We start from the raw sequence: 16,646 nt of genomic DNA on the forward strand, positions 1-16,646 counted from the left end.
AACTTTTTATACTGAAACTGCGACTGAAAACTCTTTTATTTCGGGTTAAAAACCAGGAACGGAATGATCATTTCTTCTAATGAAATTCCACCGTGCTGATATGTATTTCTGTAATAACTTACATAATGATTGTAGTTGTTTACATAGGCTAAAAAGAAATCATTTTTAGCAAAAATAAACGAACTACTCATGTTTATTGCCGGTAAACCAATATCCTTTGGCTCTTTTACAACATAAACATCTTTTTGCTCGTATGTCAGACTACGTCCCGTTTTATAGCGCAAATTTAAACTTGTATTTTTATCTCCAACAACTTTTGAAGGGTTTTTTACATTAATTGTTCCGTGATCTGTTGTTAGGATTAGTTTGAAACCCAAAAGCTGTGCTTGCTGAATTATTTCTAAAAGCGGAGAATTTTTAAACCAGCTTAAAGTCAGTGAGCGATACGCTTTATCATCTGATGCCAATTCTTTTACGACGTCCATTTCGGTTTTTGCGTGCGATAACATATCCACAAAATTATATACCACGGTTATCAAATCATTGCCTTTTAATGCTTTGAAGTTTTCTGCCAGTTTTTTACCGCCTGCATAATTGGTGATTTTGAAATAATCTTCTTTAATATTCAAACCTAAACGTTTTAATTGCGCCGAAAGAAATTCGGCTTCATAAAGGTTTTTTCCTCCTTCTTCAACGTCATTTTTCCAATATTGCGGAAATTGTTTTTCCATTTCTGTTGGCAATAAACCGGAGAAAATAGCATTTCTGGCGTATTGTGTTGCAGTTGGAAGAATTGAAAAGTATGGAACTTCTTTTTCTAACTTATAATAGTTGGCGACAACTGTCTCAAAAGATTTCCATTGGTCATAACGTAAATTATCAATCACGACAAATAAAATTGGTTTGTCTTTCTTTTTGAGTTCAGGAACTACCAATTCCTTGAATAAAGTATGAGATTGAATTGGTTTATCTGCTTTTGGAGCAAACCAGTCTTCGTAATTTCTTTCGATGTATTTTCCAAATTGTGAGTTGGCTTCCACTTTTTGAGATTCAAGGATTTCAATCATTCCCTGATCGTTGATGTTCTCTAATTCTAATTCCCAGAAAATTAGTTTTTTATACAATTCTACCCAATCTTCATAGGAATTGACCATTGCCATTTCCATGGATATTTTTCTGAATTCCTTTTGATAATCCAACGTTGTTTTTTCAGAAATTAATCTCGAATGATCCAGATTTTTTTTCAGACTCAACAAAATCTGATTTGGATTTACAGGTTTAATCAAATAATCGGCGATTTTAGAACCAATGGCTTCTTCCATTATATATTCTTCCTCGCTCTTTGTAATCATTATCATCGGGATTGCCGATTTTTTTTCTTTCATTTCCGAAAGCGTTTCCAAGCCGCTCATTCCGGGCATATTTTCATCTAAAAAAACAATGTCAAAATTGTCTTCTTCAAAAAGAGCGATAGCATCTAAGCCGTTGTTACAAGTAGTTACAGCGTAGTTTTTCTTCTCCAGAAATAATATATGTGGCTTTAAAAGATCGATTTCATCATCGACCCAAAGTATTTTTATCTTATCCATAAACGTGTTTAATTTTATTGCAATTTAGAGGTATAGAACTTAAAAAGTATTAAAAATAGTATAAATTTCAGAATAACAAAAAGCGATTTTTATTTTAAAACTTTTTTCAGGATAAGTATCCTATTGAGAATCACTGCAATTTAATGTCAATTTTAAAATGAAAAACGCAAAGCTTTTTATGGTTATTTACTTATATTTGTTGACCTAAAAAGACTTAAATAGTGACTCATATCAATAAGTTAAAAATATTCAATGATCCCATTTACGGGTTTATTTCCATCCCGAACGAACTTATTTACGACTTAATTCAGCATCCGTATTTTCAGCGTCTACGCCGTATTTCGCAAATGGGATTATCGTATTTGGTTTATCCCGGAGCTAATCATACGCGTTTTCATCATGCTTTGGGCTGTATGCATTTAATGCAACGAGCTATTGAAACGCTTCGTTTTAAAGGTGTTGCCATTTCAGGCGATGAAGAATGTGCTTTGCTGATTGCCATTTTACTACATGATATTGGTCATGGACCTTTTTCGCATGCTATGGAAAAAAGTATCGTTGAAGATGTGAATCACGAGGCAATTTCATTATTATTTATGAATCAGTTAAATGATGAATTTGGCGGAAGATTAAGTTTAGCGATTCAGGTTTTTAAAGGTGAATATCACAGAAAATTCATGTTGCAATTGATTTCCAGTCAATTAGATATGGACCGAATGGATTATTTAAAGCGTGATAGTTTTTATACAGGTGTTGCTGAAGGAAACGTAAATTCTGAACGTTTGATTCAGATGATGAATGTAGTTGACGACGTTTTAGTAATTGAGGAAAAAGGAATTTATTCGGTTGAAAAATTTCTTCTTTCAAGAAGATTAATGTATTGGCAGGCCTATTTACATAAAACGAGTTTAGTTGCAGAACTAATTTTGATGAAAGTGCTGAAAAGAGCCAAAGAATTGACATTAAAAGGAATTAATTTGCCTTGCAGCGAGCCACTTTTGTATTTTATGCAAAATAAAGTTGATTTAGAAAATTTTGATGCTGAAAAATTAGATTTATTTTCCCAATTAGATGATTTTGATATTATTAGCGCTTTAAAAGCCTGGCAAAAGCATAACGATTTTATATTATCTACATTAAGTAAAATGTTGATTAATAGAGATTTATTAAAAATTAAATTAAGTGCAGACAAAATTCCGATGGAAGAATCGCAATCTTTGAAGGAACAATTTGCTAACGCGCACCATATTACACAGTTAGAGGCTGGGTATTTTATTTTTAGAGGAAAAATAAAAAATCAGGCTTACAGTAAAGAGGCGGAACCAATCCGAATTTTGAAGAAAGATAAAACAATTGAGGATGTTGTAGAAGCGTCTGATCAGCTGAATTTGAAATCGTTATCTAAATTGGTAACAAAATATTACATCTGTTTTCCAAAACAACTTATCTAAAATTAACATTTAAAATCTATTTTTTATATTTTTGTCGCAATGAAATTTACAGCAGAACAAATAGCGGGAATTTTAGAAGGAGAAGTTGTTGGGAATCCCAATGCAGAAGTTTCTCGACTGTCTAAAATAGAAGAAGGCGAGGAAGGATCGCTTACTTTTTTGGCTAATCCCAAATATATCAACTACATATATACTACAAAAGCATCAGTAACCATTGTTAATGATAGCTTTGTACCGGAACAGGAAATTACTACCACTTTGATAAAAGTAGAAGACGCTTACGCGTCATTTTCAAAGCTTTTGCAATTTTACAATGAGGTTAAACTGAATAAAAACGGAATAGAAGCGCAATCATTTATATCTGAAGGAACCAAATATGGAGAGAATTTATATCTGGGAAGCTTTAGTTATATAGGACAAAATGTGGTTTTAGGCGATAATGTAAAAATTTATCCAAACAGTTTTATTGGCGATAATGTTGTTATTGGGGATAATGTATATATTTTTGCAGGCGCCAAAATTTATTCTGAAACTATAATTGGCAGCAATTGTACGATCCATTCCGGAAGTATTATTGGCGCAGATGGTTTTGGTTTTGTACCAAATGAAGAAGGAGTTTATAGTAAAATTCCTCAAATAGGGAATGTTATTATAGAAGATAATGTAGATATTGGTGCCAATACTACGATTGACAGAGCAACTCTGGGTTCTACGATAATTAGAAATGGAGTTAAATTAGACAATCAAATTCAGATTGCCCACAATGTAGAAATTGGTAAAAACACTGTAATTGCAGCGCAATCCGGTGTTGCAGGTTCTACAAAAATTGGCGAAAACTGTATGATTGGTGGGCAAGTAGGTATCGCAGGCCACTTAACAATAGGTAATAATGTGAGATTGCAGGCTCAGTCAGGAGTGGCAAGAAACATTAAAGATGATGAAATTTTACAAGGTTCACCATCACTTGGATATAGTGATTTTAATAAATCATATGTTCATTTCAGGAATTTATCTAAAATTGTTGCCGAAGTTGAAGAATTAAAAAAACAAATAATAAACCCAAAAAATGGAAATAATGGTTAAACAGAAGACCATCAAGAATGAAATTTCACTAACAGGCGTTGGATTACACACTGGAAAAGAAGTTACAATGACTTTTAAACCAGCTCCAATAAATAATGGTTTCACTTTTGTAAGAGTTGATTTACAAGGTCAACCAGTCATTGAGGCTGACGCTAATTATGTTGTTAATACACAAAGAGGTACTAACTTAGAAAAATTAGGTGTAAAAATTCAAACTCCGGAACACGTTTTAGCTGCATTGGTTGGTTGTGATTTGGATAACGTTATTATAGAATTAAATGCTTCTGAACTTCCTATCATGGATGGTTCATCAAAATATTTTGTTGAAGCGATTGAAAATGCAGGAATCGAGCAACAAGAGGCTAAACGTAATGTTTATGTAGTAAAAGAAGTTATTTCGTTTACAGATGAAACTACAGGAAGTGAGATTTTAGTGATGCCAAGCGATGATTATCAGGTAACTGCAATGGTTGATTTTGGTACTAAAGTTTTAGGTACTCAAAATGCAACCATGAAAAGCATAGCCGATTTTAAAGACGAAATTGCTAATTCAAGAACTTTTAGTTTTTTACATGAATTAGAATCGCTTTTAGAAAACGGATTAATTAAAGGTGGGGATTTAAATAACGCTATTGTGTATGTAGATAAAGAAATATCTGAAACTACAATGGAAAATTTAAAGAAAGCCTTTGGAAAAGACAAAATTTCGGTAAAACCAAATGGTGTTTTAGATAATCTTACCCTTCATTATCCTAACGAAGCTGCAAGACATAAATTGCTTGATGTTGTTGGAGATTTATCTTTGATTGGAGTTAGAATTCAGGGAAAAATTATTGCTAACAAACCGGGACACTATGTAAATACTCAGTTTGCTAAAAAATTAGCAAAAATTATAAAAATTGAACAAAGAAATCATGTTCCGGTTTACGACCTAAATTTGGAACCATTGATGGATATTCATAAAATTATGGCAGTTTTGCCACACAGACCTCCGTTTTTGTTGATTGACAGAATCATTGAAATGTCAGATAGTCATGTTGTGGGAATGAAAAATGTAACGATGAATGAAAATTTCTTCGTAGGACATTTTCCTGAAGCTCCGGTTATGCCAGGTGTTTTAATTGTTGAAGCTATGGCGCAAACAGGTGGAATTTTGGTATTAAGTACAGTTCCTGATCCTGAAAATTATTTGACATATTTCATGAAAATTGACAATGTTAAATTCAAGCATAAAGTATTGCCTGGTGATACCTTAATTTTTAAATGCGAATTGATTTCTCCTATCAGAAGAGGAATTTGTCACATGCAGGCAAATGCATACGCAAATGGAAAATTGGTAACAGAGGCAGAATTAATGGCTCAAATTGCAAGAAAACAATAATAATTTATCAATTTTATTGTTTAGGTTTGTTGCCCAAATTAGATTATTTTAATTATAAAATATAAAACTCACAGATGAATCAACCATTAGCATATGTTCATCCCGGCGCTAAAATCGCTAAAAACGTTGTAATTGAGCCTTTTACAACAATTCACAATAATGTTATTATTGGTGACGGTACTTGGATTGGTTCAAATGTAACGATCATGGAAGGTGCTCGAATTGGTAAAAATTGTAATATTTTTCCAGGAGCAGTAATTTCTGCGGTGCCACAGGATTTGAAATTTGGAGGAGAAGATTCTTTAGCTATTATAGGAGATAATTGTACTATTAGAGAATGTGTAACCATTAACAGAGGTACAGTTGCTTCAGGACAAACAATTTTAGGGAATAACTGTTTAGTTATGGCTTATGCTCACATTGCACACGATTGCGAGATTGGTAATAATGCTATTATTGTAAATGGTGTTGCCTTAGCAGGTCACGTTGTAGTTGGTAATCATGCAGTTATTGGTGGTTTAGCAGCTATTCATCAATTTATTCATATTGGAGATCATGCTATGATTTCTGGTGGATCATTGGTTAGAAAAGATGTTCCGCCATATACAAAAGCTGCAAAAGAGCCGTTATCATACGTAGGTATTAATTCAGTTGGTTTAAGAAGAAGAGGTTTCACGACTGAAAAAATCAGAGAGATTCAGGAAATTTACAGAATTTTATACCAAAAAAATTACAATACAACACAAGCTTTAAGTATTATTGAAGCCGAAATGGAAGCTACTCCTGAGAGAGATGAAATTTTAGATTTTATCAGAAATTCATCAAGAGGAATCATGAAAGGTTATTCAGGAAATTATTAGATAAAAGTTAAATCGTTTATTTGTGAATCGTTAAATCGAAAACAGATAAACGATTTAATGATTCAACAAAATATTAAATAAAACAAAAACAAAATGGCATCTACATCAGATATTAGAAACGGATTGTGTATTAAATTCAATCACGATATTTATAAAATCGTTGAATTTCTTCACGTAAAACCAGGAAAAGGTCCAGCTTTCGTAAGAACAAAATTAAGAAGTTTAACTACAGGAAGAGTATTAGACAATACATTTTCTGCAGGTCATAAAATAGATGATGTGCGTGTTGAGACGCATAATTACCAGTTTTTATATGCTGAAGGAGATGAATTTCATTTTATGAACACAGAATCTTTTGAGCAAATTTCTTTAAATAAAAATATTTTAGATGCTCCGGGATTATTGAAAGAAGGAACAAGTGTAATGGTTCAGGTTAATACTGAAACTGATTTACCTTTATCTGTAGACATGCCATCATCAGTAGTTCTTGAAGTTACTTATGCTGAACCGGGAGTAAAGGGAAATACAGCTACAAATGCTACAAAATCTGCTACGGTAGAAACTGGAGCTTCTGTAAACGTTCCTTTATTCATCAACGAAGGTGATAAAATTAAAATTGATACCGCTTCAGGAAATTACATGGAGCGCGTAAAAGAGTAGTTTTTATTAGTTTTCAGTTTTCAGTCGCAGTTATCCGTTTAGTTGATATAGATTGAAAACTGAGACTGAAAACTGAGACTAAAAACTAATTATAAAATATGAAATTTCCAAAGATTCATTCTTTACAAGAAATTGCAAATTTGCTTGAATGCGAATTTATAGGTGACCCAAACTTTCCGGTTTCAGGCATGAACGAAATACATGTGGTGGAATCCGGGGATATTGTGTTTGTGGATCATCCCAAATATTATGATAAAGCTTTACAATCGGCTGCTACTATTGTTTTAATTAATAAAAAAGTAGATTGCCCGGAAGGTAAGGCTCTTTTAATTTCTGATGATCCTTTTAGAGATTTTAATACGCTGACCAAACATTTCAGACCTTTTCAGGCAACAACTGTAAATATATCTCTTTCTGCAACTATTGGTGAAGGAACTGTAATTCAGCCTAATTGCTTTATTGGCAACAATGTCACAATTGGTAAAAATTGCCTTATACATCCTAATGTTACCATATATGACAATACTGTAATTGGTGATAATGTAATGATTCATGCCGGAACTATTTTAGGAGCAGATGCTTTTTATTATAAAAAGCGTGAGAGTGGTTTCGATCAGCTCATTTCAGGAGGTAGAGTTGTTATTGAAGACAATGTTGGTATTGGTGCGCTTTGTACAATCGATAAAGGTGTTACAGGCGATACAACTATTGGAGAAGGAACAAAAATCGACAATCAGGTGCATGTAGGACATGATACCGTAATTGGGAAAAAATGTCTAATTGCTTCACAAACCGGTATTGCAGGTTGTGTAATTATTGAAGACGAAGTAACCATTTGGGGACAAGTTGGTACAACCAGCGGAATTACAATAGGAGCGAAGGCAGTTATTTTAGGACAAACCGGCGTTACTAAATCGGTTGAAGGAGGAAAATCTTATTTTGGAACTCCAATCGAAGAATCAAGAGAAAAGTTAAAACAATTAGCCAATATCAAAAAGATTCCTGAAATTTTAAATAAATTGAAGTAATATGTCTATTAAAGAATTTGTTCAAAAATTTTACAAGTCAGATGCCTTAATTGATAGCGAAATAATGAAAACTTATTTGCATCCTGATGTTAAGTTAGATTGGAATAGTACCAAAGGACTGATCGAGATGGATTATAATTCGATGCTGGATATGGCAAATGAGCTTAGTCGCGCCTATGTGCGTTCAAAAGTAAGAATTAGCCACATTATTGCAGAAGATGACTTAGTTTCAATACGCTATTCACATTTTGTGAAAACGATTGAAAATCCAAGGGAAGAGATGTTATTGGCACATTTTGCTACAATTTGGCAAATAAAAGATGATAAATTATATCGAGGTTATCAGATGAGTCAATTTTCTTAATTTTTTTAAAGACAAAAAAGGTTAAAATACGTTACAAAACCTTACTTTTGCATCACAATTTTAAAAACTACATAAAATATATATCATGAGTGTTTTAGTTAATAAAGATTCCAAAATAATTGTTCAAGGATTTACAGGAAGTGAAGGAACTTTCCACGCTTCTCAAATGATTGAGTACGGTACTAATGTTGTTGGTGGTGTTACTCCTGGAAAAGGTGGAACTAGCCATTTAGATCGTCCGGTTTTTAATACAGTAAAAGATGCTGTAGATCAAGCTGGAGCTGATACATCTATCATTTTTGTACCACCAGCTTTTGCTGCTGATGCAATTATGGAAGCTGCTGATGCTGGAATCAAAGTAATTATTGCTATTACAGAAGGAATTCCTGTAGCAGATATGATTAAAGCAAATAATTATGTTAAAGAAAGAAATTCTAGATTAATCGGGCCAAACTGTCCTGGTGTTATTACTCCGGGTGAAGCTAAAGTTGGTATTATGCCAGGTTTCGTTTTCAAAAAAGGAACAGTTGGTATCGTTTCTAAATCAGGAACTTTAACTTACGAAGCTGCTGACCAGGTTGTAAAACAAGGTTTAGGAATTACTACAGCTATTGGTATTGGTGGAGATCCAATTATTGGAACTACAACTAAAGAAGCTGTTGAATTATTAATGAACGATCCGGAAACTGAAATTATCATCATGATTGGTGAAATTGGAGGTCAATTAGAAGCAGATGCTGCTAAATGGGTTAGAGCTGATGGTAACCGTAAACCAGTTGTTGGTTTTATCGCTGGAGAAACTGCTCCTGCTGGTAGAACAATGGGTCACGCAGGTGCTATTGTTGGTGGTTCTGATGATACAGCTGCTGCTAAAAAACAAATTATGAGAGACAACGGAATTCACGTTGTTGATTCACCAGCTGAAATTGGTAAAAAAGTAAAAGAAATACTTGGATAATTAATTCCAATCTTTAAAATAATAAATTCCAAAAAAGTCTCAATTTTGTTGAGACTTTTTTCCATTTTAAAATACTAACTCATTCAAGATGCTTAGTAACTTTGAGTCTTAGTGGCTTAGAAGCTTAAAAAAGAAAAATATGTACAAAGAATTAGAGAAATTTAAAGTAAGCAATAGTTTTACTTTTACAATTGAAGATAGTTTAGAACAAGCTTGTAATGCTTCTGAAGGAGCAGGTGTATTTGTAGTTTATGCTGTTGAAGGTGATGCAAAAGAACTAATCATGGTTGGTTCTACAGGAACTGTTCAAAATGACGGAACCTTAAAAAGCAAAAATGGCGGTTTATACGACAAAATCGTAAACGGACACCAATTTGCAAAAACCGGAAGAAAATATTCCTGGCCGGCACAAATGAAATTAGAAAGTATTGATGCTCTTGAAGTAGTTTGGTACGAAACTTTTAACGCAGATGTAAAAGCAATTCCAACTGCAGTTGAAGGACAGGTTTTACAGAACTTCCTGGATGCAAATGCAAAATTACCAAGATGGAATGTAGCTTTCTAAAAGCTTTTTCAGAATAAAAATTATCAAAAGCCTTGCTATTTATTAGCAGGGCTTTTTATATTTCGTCAATTTTTAATTCTGATACGTTAATACTTAATACTTACTTGATTTAAATTTAATTTACTACTCAATAGGAAAGTATCAGTGGTGAATTTGTTTAAATATTAATTGATAAAAATAGGTTTAATTTTTATTTTGAAGAAAGAGCAGCTTACTTTGAGTTGCTTTTTTTGATTTTAAATCTTTTGCTCTCTAAGTTTTCGCTAATGTTGAAAGGTTATTGCAATAGTTATTTTTTTAAAAAGGGAATTATCATATATTTGACAAGTCATTCATAGCCCTGATAGAAGCGACATCCTTTTTCTGGTTTTTTAAACAGAAAAAGATATAGCGGATAGCAGGATTAGCTACAAATAAATATTAAAATTAATTTTGAATATGAAATTACTAGAAGGAAAAGTTGCCATTATTACGGGCGCTAGTCGTGGAATTGGAAAAGGAATTGCTGAAGTTTTTGCTAAACACGGTGCAAATGTGGCTTTTACATATAGCTCATCTGTAGAATCAGCTCAGGCATTAGAAGCTGAATTGAACGGTTTAGGAATTAAAGCAAAAGGATACCAATCGAATGCGGCGGATTTTAATGAAGCGCAAACTTTTGTTGAAGCTGTTTTGGCTGATTTTGGAACAGTTGATATTTTAATTAACAACGCCGGAATTACTAAAGATAACTTGTTAATGCGTATGTCTGAGGCTGATTTCGATCAGGTTATTGATGTAAATCTGAAGTCAGTATTTAATATGACAAAAGCAATTCAAAAGACATTTTTAAAACAACGTTCAGGTTCTATCGTTAATATTAGTTCTGTAGTTGGAGTATCAGGAAATGCAGGACAAACAAATTATGCAGCTTCAAAAGCAGGTGCTATAGGATTTACAAAATCTGTAGCATTAGAGTTAGGTTCCCGTAATATTCGTTGTAATGCAATTGCTCCGGGATTTATTGAAACCGAAATGACTGCAAAATTGCCAGAAGATGTAGTAAAAGGCTGGAGAGACGGGATTCCGTTAAAACGTGGCGGAACTGTAGAAGATGTTGCAAACGCTTGTCTTTTCCTTGCTTCAGACATGAGTGCGTATGTTACAGGACAAGTAATTAATGTTTGTGGAGGAATGTTAACCTAAAAAAGTCTCTGTTTACGGTTTTCAGTTTACACTGACTACTAAAAACTATTTCTTAAAATATAAGTTTTAGTGAATCAGTTTGCACTGATTGCTGAAAACTGTCACTGAAAACTATCTAAATATGACTACAAACACGATTCTATTATTATTACTTTCATTAGTAATAGCGGGTGGTTTGTCGTATTTTCAATACTTTTTTAAAGCCAAAAACAAATCCAATGTGATTTGGTTTTTGGCTTTTTTACGTTTTCTCGCCATTTTTGGATTATTGGTTTTATTGATAAACCCAATAATGACAAAAAATACGCTGGAAATTACGAAAACTCCTTTGGCAATTGCCGTTGATAATTCAAGCTCGATTGCCGCTTTAAAATCAGATAAAAAAGCAGCAGAATTATACGAGAAATTAATCTCGAATCCTGCACTTAAAGAGAAATTCGAAATTCAATCGTATCAGTTTGATGCTGATTTTAAACCATCGGACAAATTTGATTTTAAAGGAAAGCAAACCAATCTTGACGAAGTTGCAAAGAATCTAAAAAGCATCAATAAAAACCTGATTTTCCCAACTGTTATTATAACCGATGGAAATCAAACTACAGGAAACGATTATGTATATCGTTTTGATCCTGTTAATAAAGTTTATCCTTTAGTTGTGGGAGATACAACTACATTTCTTGATTTTAAAATCAATCAGCTTAACGTAAACAAATACGCATTTCATAAAAATAAATTTCCCGTAGAAGTTTTTCTTCAATATTCAGGAAATAAAAATGCAAATGCCGATTTTACCATTACACAAGGAAATACCGTTGTTGCAAAAGAGAAAGTTTCTTTTTCAGTATCTAAAAAAACAGCCACATTAAACTTACTTTTACCCGCTGATAAAGTAGGATTACAAGTTTTTAAAGCTAGTATTTCGTCCGGTTCAAAAGAGAAAAACAGCTACAATAATATCAAGAATTTTGCAGTAGAAATCATCGATCAAAAGTCAACTATTGCAATCGTTTCGTCTATAAATCATCCCGATATTGCAGCATTAAAACGTTCTATTGAAATTAATGCGCAGCGTAAAGTGATTTTGGTCAAACCAAATGATATTAATCAGTTACAAGAAGTTTCGGTTCTGGTTTTATATCAGCCAAACTCAGCTTTTAAAGCTATTTTTGATAATAATAAATTAGCGGCAACAAATACCTTTATAATTACCGGAGCCAGCACGGACTTCAATTTTTTAAACCAACAGCAAAAGAGTCTGGTTTTTAATATGAGTAATCAAAGGGAAGATTATTTAACAGAGTTTCAATCTCAGTTTAATTTATTTGCAATCGATAATATAGGTTTCGAAAATTTCCCGCCATTGCAGAATTTATTCGGGACAATTACGGCAAACCCGAATGTTTCGGTTTTGCTTTCTTCAAAAATCAGAAATGTATCTACAAACGCTCCGTTATTGGCTTTCGCCGAAAATCAAGGAAAACGAACTGCTTTTTTATTGGGAGAAAACAGCTGGAAATGGCGTTTACAAAGTCATATCGACAATCAATCCTTTGAAAAGTATGATGTTTTTATTGATAAGATTATTCAGTATCTGGCATCGACAACTTCAAAGAAATCTCTGGTTGTAACCCACGAAAGCTTTTATAATTCAGGTGAAGCAATTGTAATCAACGCACAATACTTCAATAAAAATTATGAGTTCGACGAAAAAGCAAGACTTACAATTACGGTTACAAATGCGGAAACCAAACAAGCAAAAAACTACGATTTATTAAAAGGGAATAATTCATTCTCAGTAAATCTGGACGGATTATCAACAGGGAAATACAATTTTGTTGTAAAAGAATTAAATACAAATACATCCTATTCAAGTCATTTTGAAATTTTGGATTTTGATATCGAAAAACAATTCGTAAATCCCGACGTTTTAAAACTAAAACAATTGGCTTTGCAAACAAACGGAAAAGCGTTTTTCGAAAATCAGGCAGATGATTTGATTCACGAACTTTTAGAAAATAAGGAATACAAATCGATCGAGAAAAATGTTTCTACTAAAACTCCATTAATTGACTGGATTTGGTTATTGATTTTAATTGCCGTTTTATTGACTACAGAATGGTTTGTAAGGAAATATAATGGATTACTTTAAAAAAGGGGCAAAGGTTCAGAGGTACAAAGTTGTAAAGGTTTTGTTGTAGATTTTTGCCGCGAATTTCACGAATTAGCACGAATTAATTTTACTGAATTGCAATAATGGTAAAGATAGACCTTGTGTAATCGTAATGTGTAGTCGCTACGAGCAATGAATTATGTTAAGCTTTTATAGAAAATAAAATTAATCTCGAAAAGGCGCTAAGACGCAAAGTTTAAGTACAATATTGTGTCATTTCGACGGAGGGGAAATCACATGACGTAGTCGACTACGATATATATTTTTAAGTGCCATATTGATATTATAAGGATTACTCCTTTAGGAGTTAAATGTTGGTAGAATAAATGTTGGTAGAATAAATAATAGGCAATAAAATAAATTTGTCCCGTAGGGACTACACTTAATCCAATAATATTAAATTCGTAAGATTAGTGTTTCTTCAAAATAATAAAAAATGGATTTCAGGCTAAAAGTATTTTACACCGTTGCACTCCGCTTAAACTTTACTAAGGCGGCAACGGAATTGTATATCTCACAGCCAGCGGTTTCTAAACATATCCAGGAACTTGAAGAAACTTATAAAACCAAACTTTTTGAACGCAACGGTTCTAAAATTGCCTTAACTACTGCAGGTGAAATTCTGTTAAAACACACCAAAAATATTTTTGAGATTTATCGTGAAATTGACTTTGATATGAGTTCATTTATCAACGAACGTCAGGGTTTATTGAGGTTAGGAGCAAGCACGACCATTTCGCAATATATTATTTCTCCTGTTTTGGCACGTTTTCATCAAAAGCAAAAAGAAATCAAAGTCAATTTGCTCAACGGAAATACAGAACAAATCGAAAATGCTTTAATCAATAAAGAAATTGAAATAGGAATTGTTGAAGGACAATCTAAAAATCAATCAATCAAATACATTCCGTTTTTAAAAGACGAATTGGTTTTGGTTTGCAATACCAAAAATCCTTTACTAAAACAAAACGAAATCTCATTAGAAGATTTAAAATCAATGAAATTCATAACCCGTGAACGCGGATCAGGAACACTTGAAGTTATAGAATTTGCTTTAAAGCAGGTAGATGTAAAAATATCCGATTTACAAATCGAAATGCAGTTAGGATCTACAGAAAGTATAAAATCATATTTATTAAATTCAGATTGTTTTGCTTTTATGTCAATACACGCAGTAGATAAAGAGCTTAGAAATAACGAATTGATAGTTTTAGATGTAGCCAATTTATCGATCGAAAGATACTTTTATATCATCACTTTATTAGGAAAATCAGATTCGCTATCAGAACTTTTTATTCAAAATATTTCTTCTTATTATAACTTAAAGTTATAGTCGATTGTAATTTACAATTGGTGATTATCGTATAAACAGCAGATCTTTGTCAGGAAATATCAAATTCCTTATTTTGAAAACGCAACAACAAACATCGGCACAATTACTCCATATTCATCTTTATGCGCAGCAAGCAATATTTGCATTCATAGTTGCCTTGTGTCTATTTTCGATCATTTCTCCGCCAATCGCTTTATTATTGGGCGTGGTAATAGTAAATGTATTTGGGAATCCGTTTGTTGAGTTTAATGCAATCGCGATAACTTATTTGTTACAATTTTCAGTTATTGGTTTGGGCTTTGGGATGAATGCTACAGCTGCAATTTCAGCAGGAAAAGAGGGTTTTTTACTAACGATATTCTCGATTTTCAGCACTTTAATCTTAGGAACATTTTTAGGAAAATGGTTAAAAACCGATAAAAAAACATCACATTTAATTTCATGCGGAACTGCCATTTGTGGCGGAAGTGCCATTGCAGCAATTTCTCCCGTAATTAAATCAACCGAAAATCAGACGTCAATCGCATTAGGAGTAATTTTTATCCTGAATTCGATCGCATTATTTGTTTTTCCGTTGATTGGACATCAGCTTGATTTATCTCAAAAAGAATTTGGTTTGTGGTGCGCAATCGCTATTCACGACACAAGTTCCGTAGTTGGTGCAGCAAATAAATACGGAGCCGAAGCTTTGCAAATCGCTACAACCGTAAAATTAGCCAGGGCATTATGGATTATTCCAATTTCACTTTTAACAGCAGTAATTTTCAAAAATAAATCCCAAAAAATCAAGATTCCTTATTTTATAGGTTTGTTTATTCTGGCTATGCTTTTAAATTCGTATGTTCCTGCAACTGGAATTGTTGCACCGTATTTAGTTAGTGTTGCTAAAATTGGTTTAACAATCACGTTGTTTTTAATAGGTGCAACTTTAAATATAAGCACTTTAAAATCAGTGGGAGTAAAGCCTTTATTGCAAGGCGTGTTACTTTGGATATTTATTGCTTGTTTAGGTTTGGCTTCAATTGTATATATTAATTAAAAAGGAACGCAGCGATTATTTTACATTCGAAAATTTCACAACAGGCTTACCAACAATCTTATACCATTTTCCGCTGAATGAAAATCGTTTTTCAATAACAAAATTAAATTGCTTTTTGGTCTTCGCCATTTCGCTTATTTCTTTTGGTAAATCTACTTCATAATCCTCTTCGGTACCTTTTGGTTTGCGATATAATCCTGTTGTTTTAATAGCAAAATCCCTAAAAAACTTTTTCTTACCATCATTCACCACTTCATACGAACTTGTCCATTCTGTGTTAGGTCCGTTATTTGAAAGGCTATAATCACCAACTTCCATCAAAGGCTGGTATTTTCCATCAAAACCTACAATTAAATAAAGATAAGCGTTATAAGGAGCACCGGCGCCACCATTTGCATGTATAAAGGTAAACGCATATTGATCCTCGCCAATTTCAATTAATTTTGGAGAAGGGGCCTGAGCAAAAGAGCCAAAAGCCGCAATTGCAGGCTGAAAAGATCTCATTTCCCAGACTTTATCATTTTTTGCAAACTTGGCTACACCAACAAGACCGCCGGAAAATCTTCCGGTTTGCAATCCGTCTTCATCGTAAACAGAATGATTGAACAGTAATAATTTAAACTGATTTCCTTTTGAATCTGTGTACCCAATATTATCAAGAACTCTTGTAGCAACACCTCTTTCATACGGAAAATCCTGATCTCCCTCAACACCATTTACGTCATTGTATGGAGTTGATTTACATTTTTTGCAATTCCAGCTTATAAAAGTATTTCGATCATCTAATTTATATAATTTACCCGGAAATAATTTCTGCATTGTTTTTACAGCATCAAAAGGATCAGATACTTTTAAAGTCCTTTTGGTATTTAAAATAGTATCGTTAACATTTTTTAGTTGGATAATATCATCTTGCGCTACACAATTTGAAATTACTAAAAAGAAGAAAATAAAGGAAGTAGTCCAGTTCATTAGATGGG

At 32.9% G+C, this 16,646-nt stretch carries 15 protein-coding genes; 13 read left to right on the top strand and 2 right to left on the bottom strand.

Going from position 1 to position 16,646, the window contains the following annotated elements; translation table 11 throughout:
• Positions 1-35: 35 nt before the first annotated feature.
• Positions 36-1,589: a PglZ domain-containing protein gene (locus ACHRVX_RS05245; RefSeq protein ID WP_395329932.1), complete on the bottom strand. Its 1,554-nt coding sequence runs from the start codon at positions 1,587-1,589 to the stop codon at positions 36-38.
• 221 nt (positions 1,590-1,810) lie between these two features.
• Here ACHRVX_RS05245 and ACHRVX_RS05250 point away from each other — a divergent pair, with 221 nt between their 5' ends.
• The 13 genes from ACHRVX_RS05250 (at position 1,811) to ACHRVX_RS05310 (ending at position 15,666) form a co-directional block, all read left to right on the top strand.
• Positions 1,811-3,040 carry an HD domain-containing protein gene (locus ACHRVX_RS05250; RefSeq protein ID WP_395329934.1) on the top strand — a complete coding sequence of 410 codons (1,230 nt, stop codon included), beginning with the start codon at positions 1,811-1,813 and terminating at the stop codon, positions 3,038-3,040.
• A gap of 39 nt (positions 3,041-3,079) precedes the next feature.
• On the top strand, positions 3,080-4,123 hold the full coding sequence (lpxD, locus tag ACHRVX_RS05255; RefSeq protein ID WP_395329936.1) for a UDP-3-O-(3-hydroxymyristoyl)glucosamine N-acyltransferase: 1,044 nt from the start codon (positions 3,080-3,082) through the stop codon (positions 4,121-4,123).
• The gene (locus tag ACHRVX_RS05260) at positions 4,116-5,504 is read left to right on the top strand and encodes a bifunctional UDP-3-O-[3-hydroxymyristoyl] N-acetylglucosamine deacetylase/3-hydroxyacyl-ACP dehydratase (protein ID WP_395329938.1); all 1,389 of its coding nucleotides are present in this window, start codon (positions 4,116-4,118) and stop codon (positions 5,502-5,504) included. Before lpxD ends, ACHRVX_RS05260 begins: the two co-directional genes overlap by 8 nt.
• A 74-nt stretch (positions 5,505-5,578) precedes the next feature.
• Entirely contained in the window at positions 5,579-6,364 is a 786-nt protein-coding gene (gene lpxA, locus ACHRVX_RS05265) for an acyl-ACP--UDP-N-acetylglucosamine O-acyltransferase (RefSeq protein WP_065450097.1), read from the top strand.
• A 93-nt stretch (positions 6,365-6,457) separates the two neighbouring features.
• Positions 6,458-7,024, top strand: coding sequence for an elongation factor P (gene efp / locus ACHRVX_RS05270; RefSeq protein WP_395329941.1), 567 nt, complete (start codon positions 6,458-6,460; stop codon positions 7,022-7,024).
• A gap of 98 nt (positions 7,025-7,122) precedes the next feature.
• The gene (locus tag ACHRVX_RS05275) at positions 7,123-8,052 is read left to right on the top strand and encodes a UDP-3-O-(3-hydroxymyristoyl)glucosamine N-acyltransferase (RefSeq protein WP_395329943.1); all 930 of its coding nucleotides are present in this window, start codon (positions 7,123-7,125) and stop codon (positions 8,050-8,052) included.
• Position 8,053: 1 nt separating this feature from the next.
• On the top strand, positions 8,054-8,416 hold the full coding sequence (locus ACHRVX_RS05280) for a nuclear transport factor 2 family protein (protein WP_029270182.1): 363 nt from the start codon (positions 8,054-8,056) through the stop codon (positions 8,414-8,416).
• Positions 8,417-8,501: 85 nt separating this feature from the next.
• Complete coding sequence (sucD, locus tag ACHRVX_RS05285) at positions 8,502-9,374, top strand: succinate--CoA ligase subunit alpha (RefSeq protein WP_056253252.1); 873 nt, start codon at positions 8,502-8,504, stop codon at positions 9,372-9,374.
• Between the two features lie 139 nt (positions 9,375-9,513).
• A complete protein-coding gene (locus ACHRVX_RS05290; RefSeq protein ID WP_395329946.1) occupies positions 9,514-9,939 on the top strand; it encodes a hypothetical protein in 426 nt (141 codons plus the stop codon).
• Between the two features lie 438 nt (positions 9,940-10,377).
• Complete coding sequence (gene fabG / locus ACHRVX_RS05295) at positions 10,378-11,124, top strand: 3-oxoacyl-[acyl-carrier-protein] reductase (RefSeq protein ID WP_395329948.1); 747 nt, start codon at positions 10,378-10,380, stop codon at positions 11,122-11,124.
• Positions 11,125-11,245: 121 nt separating this feature from the next.
• Positions 11,246-13,273 carry a hypothetical protein gene (locus tag ACHRVX_RS05300; protein ID WP_395329950.1) on the top strand — a complete coding sequence of 676 codons (2,028 nt, stop codon included), beginning with the start codon at positions 11,246-11,248 and terminating at the stop codon, positions 13,271-13,273.
• Positions 13,274-13,730: 457 nt separating this feature from the next.
• Positions 13,731-14,627: a LysR family transcriptional regulator gene (locus ACHRVX_RS05305; protein ID WP_395329952.1), complete on the top strand. Its 897-nt coding sequence runs from the start codon at positions 13,731-13,733 to the stop codon at positions 14,625-14,627.
• Between the two features lie 73 nt (positions 14,628-14,700).
• Complete coding sequence (locus ACHRVX_RS05310; RefSeq protein WP_395329954.1) at positions 14,701-15,666, top strand: YeiH family protein; 966 nt, start codon at positions 14,701-14,703, stop codon at positions 15,664-15,666.
• A 15-nt stretch (positions 15,667-15,681) separates the two neighbouring features.
• On the opposite strand, the gene ACHRVX_RS05315 is transcribed toward ACHRVX_RS05310, so the two are convergent.
• Positions 15,682-16,638 carry a hypothetical protein gene (locus ACHRVX_RS05315; RefSeq protein ID WP_395329956.1) on the bottom strand — a complete coding sequence of 319 codons (957 nt, stop codon included), beginning with the start codon at positions 16,636-16,638 and terminating at the stop codon, positions 15,682-15,684.
• Between the last annotated feature and the right edge of the window lie 8 nt (positions 16,639-16,646).

Origin of the sequence: Flavobacterium sp. FlaQc-47 (assembly GCF_044006475.1) — a bacterium.
In the GTDB taxonomy this organism is placed as follows: Bacteria; Bacteroidota; Bacteroidia; order Flavobacteriales; family Flavobacteriaceae; genus Flavobacterium.